This is a genomic window from Sphingobacterium shayense (genome assembly GCF_013179575.1).
Taxonomy (GTDB): Bacteria; Bacteroidota; Bacteroidia; order Sphingobacteriales; family Sphingobacteriaceae; genus Sphingobacterium; species Sphingobacterium shayense.
The window spans coordinates 1-4,768 of sequence record NZ_JABMCQ010000229.1 but is presented as its reverse complement, the minus strand read 5'-3'; the positions used below and the strand labels follow the sequence as shown (position 1 = coordinate 4,768).

Below are 4,768 nucleotides of genomic sequence, written 5' to 3'. Positions count from 1 at the left end.
ACGGACTTTATCCCTTCCGAATACTTCGGGCAAAATCACCAGTTTATTGTTGTCGGCTTGCGTAGCGTGATGGAGAAAGCGCGCGCAGCGGGCTACAAACTACCTGTAGAACGTACAATCTTAATTACAGGACTTCGTGAAGGTGAAGTATGGGTGAATATGTCACGGGTAAACGGTGTAGATGGTACCAATCCTGAAGATTTGACCTATGGTGAAATGGAGGGACGCAGACAGGTAGAAGAAATACAGAGGTATCTCAAGGAATATGTGCCAGGTTTTGCAAACGCACATTTCACGAAGATGGCACCGTTTTTAGGTATTCGGGAGACTCGTCGCATTGTCGGAAACTACGTGATGACCGCAGATGATATTCTAGCGTGCCGCAGGTTCCAAGACGCCATAGCGGTGGCGAGCTATCCCCTGGATATTCATCATCCCCAAGGTGGAGGGTGTACGCTCACCTGGTGTGGAGATAGCTACGATATTCCTTACCGATCATTGGTTCCTACAAAAGTTAAAAATCTCCTTGTTGCAGGCCGCTCGATTTCGACTACTCATGAGGCGATGTCTGCAATTCGTGTCATGGCACCCTGCATGGCGATGGGAGAGGCAGCCGGTAGAGCCGCGAAGTTAGCTGTTAGAAAAGGATTGTCGCCAAGCGATATTGATGTGGATGAGTTGCGTGCTGAGCTGATCGCTGCCGGGGCGTACCTAGGGGAAAATCTTGAACAGTCCGTTTAATAAGAACTATTATGTTTGAAAAATATAAATCAAGCCGCCGCGTATTCATCAAGCACGCGGGGTTATTAAGTGGCCTTCCTTTGGTTGGTAAGTTGGATATTGTACGATCTGATGACGTCATAAAGAGCCGCGCAATAAGGGTTTTAACCTGTAATATCCGTGTTGATTTACCCGAAGACGCACAGAAAAATCTCGGCTGGATTGATAGAAGAGAGGCGTGTATTGCTGTGATCAAGAAACAGAAGGCCGATATTATCGGTTTTCAGGAGGTGCTGAAAGGACAGTTTCTTGACCTTAAAGCGGCTCTGAAAGAGTATCATGGTTTTGGCTTCGATGGCCCTGAGATGGATGAATATACAGAAGGGTATCATGGGATTGCTAAAAATCCAGTTTTTTTCGCCCGTGACCGTTTCGAGCTCCTCACCGCTGGCAATTATTGGTTATCACAGACGCCCTTGAAGGCGGGCAGTATCTCTTGGGGATCGGCCCGTGCCCGCAATGCATGCTGGGTACGCCTTTTAGATAGACATACTGGTCGCGAATTTCGACTGTCCAATCTTCATCTAGATCATGTTAATAACACCGCTAAACGTAAACAAGCAGCAGTCGTGCTTGAAGATGCTGCGCAGTACCAGAATGATTTTGCACAGATATTAACCGGTGATTTTAACGTTGCAATGGATTCGGAGGTCTATAGCGATATACTTGCGGCCGGGTGGAAAGATAGTTTCGTGCAGGCTAATGGTACAGGAACGCCCGAAGGGACCGTTCACGGTTTTAAAGGGGAGGCATACGAACGTAAAGATAAAGCGAAAAAGATCGACTTTATCTTTGTTAAAGGGCCACTGAAAGGTACTCATTCTGTTATCATTAAGGATACTTTCAAAGGGGTCCTTCCCAGCGATCATTATTTTGTATTGGCCGAAATCGCGGCGCTGTAAATTGATTTTTCAAGAATCCTAAAGGGAGCTGGTTTTTGCCCCAAAGCCGGAAATCTGAATTTGCAAATTTTTGGATTTGCAGTTTTAATGTTATGTTAGCAAGATGAGAACGAAAACATTAGCGATAGTAGGTTGCGGTAAGCTTGCAAATATAATTGTTGAAGCGATAAGCAAGGGGCTTCTTTCTGATTACAGTCTGATAGCGACTTATTCAAGAACTTTTGAAAAGTCGGAATATATCGCGCAGACCGTTCGAAATTTATTTCATGATAATAGTTGTACGCCCTGCCGGTCTATCGGCGAATTACTTGATAAAAAACCGGATTACGTTATCGAAGTTGCCTCGCCGACATCGCTGAGAGAAATAGCTATTCCCACGTTAAAAGCGGGGTCTTCCATTGTTACATTATCTATTGGTGCATTAGCCGATCCCGAATTCTATCAGCTTGTAAAACAAACAGCGTTAGAAAACGGTACGCGCGTTCATCTCGCATCCGGTGCCATTGGTGGGTTTGATGTCTTGAGAACAGTATCCTTAATGGAAGATAGCGAGGTTACTTTTGTAACCAAGAAAGGACCTAACTCCTTAAAAAATACCGAGGTCTATGATGAAACCCTACAGTACCAACATCGGGAAGTGTTTAGTGGCGACGCGGTAGGTGCCATTAAGTTGTTTCCTACGCGAGTAAATGTCGCCGTTGCCGCGTCTCTAGCGTCCACGGGCCCTGAAAATGTTAAGGTATCTATAAATTCGGTGCCCGATTTTGTTGGTGACGATCACCGTATTGAAATTAAAAGTGAGCAGATCCATGCCGTTATTGATGTGTATAGCAAAACAGCACAAATTGCAGGATGGAGTGTGGTAAATACATTGCGAAACATAACTTCGCCTATTGCTTTTTAAGGTAGTCTGTTATATTCGTTAGGACCTTTTCGCTAAGCCGATCAAACGCTTGCGAGGTCCTCCCACTAGAAACATTCATACATACCGCATTTGGAAATTTTAAAAACTCTTCGCCACCCAGCGCACCTATCGTGTCACAATAAACAAGGTTGTCTTTTGTTAACCACTGCGCGAATGGCTTTGCATCCCAAGCGGGAGACAAGCCTGTGTTGAAAAGTATTTTGTGATTGCCTAAATGCTGAAATTCCTGGTCGTGTAAAAGAATCGTGTTTTTATTCAAACAGCTAATGATAACTTCGTTTTCTTTAAGGAGCTCTTTTAACGGAAGGTATTTCACTCCTTGGCTTTCCATTGCCGGTTTTCTGGTTCTTGAAAAATGCGAAAGTTCTGCGCCAAAAAATTGCAATGCCTGAGCAATCATCCCTCCAGATTTGCCTAATCCAATTACACCCACTTTTAGCCCCGTAATCTCACGAGGAATATCGTTCCATGGTTTTCGAGGGCTGCCATCCGGATTGTTGCCAAATCCGTGGAGGCAGCGTATGAGTTCGCTGACAACATATTCCACAACGCCCTCATCACCGTAATCTCTTATACCAGTTACCACGATATTACGCGTCTGGGCATAATGAATGTCGACATTTGCACTCTCCGGTGAATAAAGCGAACAACACATGCCAATATATTTGAGATTGGGGCATTGTTCCAATATTTGTTTTCCCAAGGTTGATGTATAGCTCAGTAGTACGGCATCAGCGTCACCGATACGCGTTACGATCTCGCGTTCGCTAGCCGGTACATCAGAGTATGTTGTGACGCTTTCAGCAAATCGTTTTAATTCCTCTTCTGCCGATGCGATTAAATTTAGCGGCTCTATAGCGACAAGTTTTTTGAAATTCATGCTTCTTTATTTTTTTCAACCAGCACATTCTCCTTCACCCGAAGTTGATTTGTGCCGCAAAGGCAATTATACCTCTTTTCCTTCGAAATAGCCAATGGCTGCCGCAGAACCTTTTATTATGTTGGCCGCTTCCTCATTCGTACGTTTCTTGTTGCGAATAAAGATAAATCGTGTTCGGTCATACGAAAAGTCCTAATGCGTAAAAAAACAGATTAATCTAACCAAAAAAACAAAATTATCCCCCCTGCCGGTCGACATTCTTAACGATTTTTGTTTAGTACAGCGGCAGACCCTATTGATTTTGCACGCTGGGCGTTAACCAATCGTAGCCTTGCTACAGCAACGAAAAATATCTAAGTAAGTTTTGTTTAAACTAGTCAGACAACTAGTAGAAGTTTTGGCTAATTGCCAAAGGCGTTCTATGTAGGGCTTATCTTGGAAATACACTAACGAAACGAATAAATTATAAACTAAAAATGATGCGTAGAAGTTACATTCAATCTGCAGTGCGCCGATTACCCATTTACAAGGCGCTTTATCGTCCGCTTTTATTATCGGCGGTATTAGGAATTCCCTCGCTGTCTAGCGGAGCGTTGAGTCCTGTTACATTATTAGGGGAATATCCGGTTATTCAACAAACAGGTGTTAAGGGGGTAGTTGTTGATGGAAAAGGTAATCCTTTAGATGGTGTCACAATCAAGATAAAGGGGAGTGAAGTTAGTACCTCAACTGACGAAAAGGGGAGTTTTGAAATTGAAGTCTCCGCATTACCTGCGACTTTAATAGCCTCCCGAGTTGGGTTTACAAGCAACGAAATACCGGTCTATAGTCGAGAATCAATTCGTATTACACTTCAGGATTCCGCGACAGGAATAGATGAAGTCGTCGTTGTGGGCTTTGGTTCTCAAAAAAAGGAAAACCTTACCGGATCCGTGGCTTCTATTACCATGTCAGAGGTCGTCGAAAGTCGTCCGGTGACCTCTTTGTCCGCTGGTCTGGCGGGACAGGCGCCCGGACTATATGTCAATCAAGGTTCGGGCAAACCTGGGGGAGACGGTGGGACCCTTCGGGTGCGAGGACAAGGGACGCTGAATAACGCAAACCCATTAGTGGTCATCGATGGGGTCGTTGGCGATATGAACCTAATTAATCCGCAGGACGTGGAAAGCATATCTGTTTTGAAAGATGCTGCATCGGCCTCCATATATGGATCGAGGGCAGCAAATGGGGTAATCTTAATAACGACTAAGAGAGGAAAGACGGGAGACTTTAAACTTAGCT

The 4,768-nt window shown here is 44.5% G+C and carries 5 protein-coding genes; 4 read left to right on the top strand and 1 reads right to left on the bottom strand.

Annotated elements, in window-relative coordinates; genetic code table 11:
- From HP439_RS17745 to HP439_RS17735, 3 genes are all read left to right on the top strand, one after another.
- Window positions 1-741, top strand: a 741-nt coding sequence (locus tag HP439_RS17745; RefSeq protein WP_172391671.1) for an FAD-dependent oxidoreductase, incomplete at its 5' end; no start/stop codon positions are given.
- Window positions 742-752: 11 nt separating this feature from the next.
- Window positions 753-1,682 carry an endonuclease/exonuclease/phosphatase family protein gene (locus HP439_RS17740; RefSeq protein WP_172391670.1) on the top strand — a complete coding sequence of 310 codons (930 nt, stop codon included), beginning with the start codon at window positions 753-755 and terminating at the stop codon, window positions 1,680-1,682.
- Between the two features lie 103 nt (window positions 1,683-1,785).
- On the top strand, window positions 1,786-2,586 hold the full coding sequence (locus HP439_RS17735) for an aspartate dehydrogenase domain-containing protein (protein WP_172391669.1): 801 nt from the start codon (window positions 1,786-1,788) through the stop codon (window positions 2,584-2,586).
- Here the strand turns inward: HP439_RS17735 and HP439_RS17730 are convergent.
- Window positions 2,573-3,487 carry a D-isomer specific 2-hydroxyacid dehydrogenase family protein gene (locus HP439_RS17730; RefSeq protein WP_172391668.1) on the bottom strand — a complete coding sequence of 305 codons (915 nt, stop codon included), beginning with the start codon at window positions 3,485-3,487 and terminating at the stop codon, window positions 2,573-2,575. The two genes, HP439_RS17735 and HP439_RS17730, sit on opposite strands and share 14 nt — an antisense overlap.
- A gap of 476 nt (window positions 3,488-3,963) precedes the next feature.
- Here HP439_RS17730 and HP439_RS17725 point away from each other — a divergent pair.
- On the top strand, window positions 3,964-4,768 hold an 805-nt coding region (locus tag HP439_RS17725), incomplete at its 3' end, for a TonB-dependent receptor plug domain-containing protein (protein ID WP_172391667.1).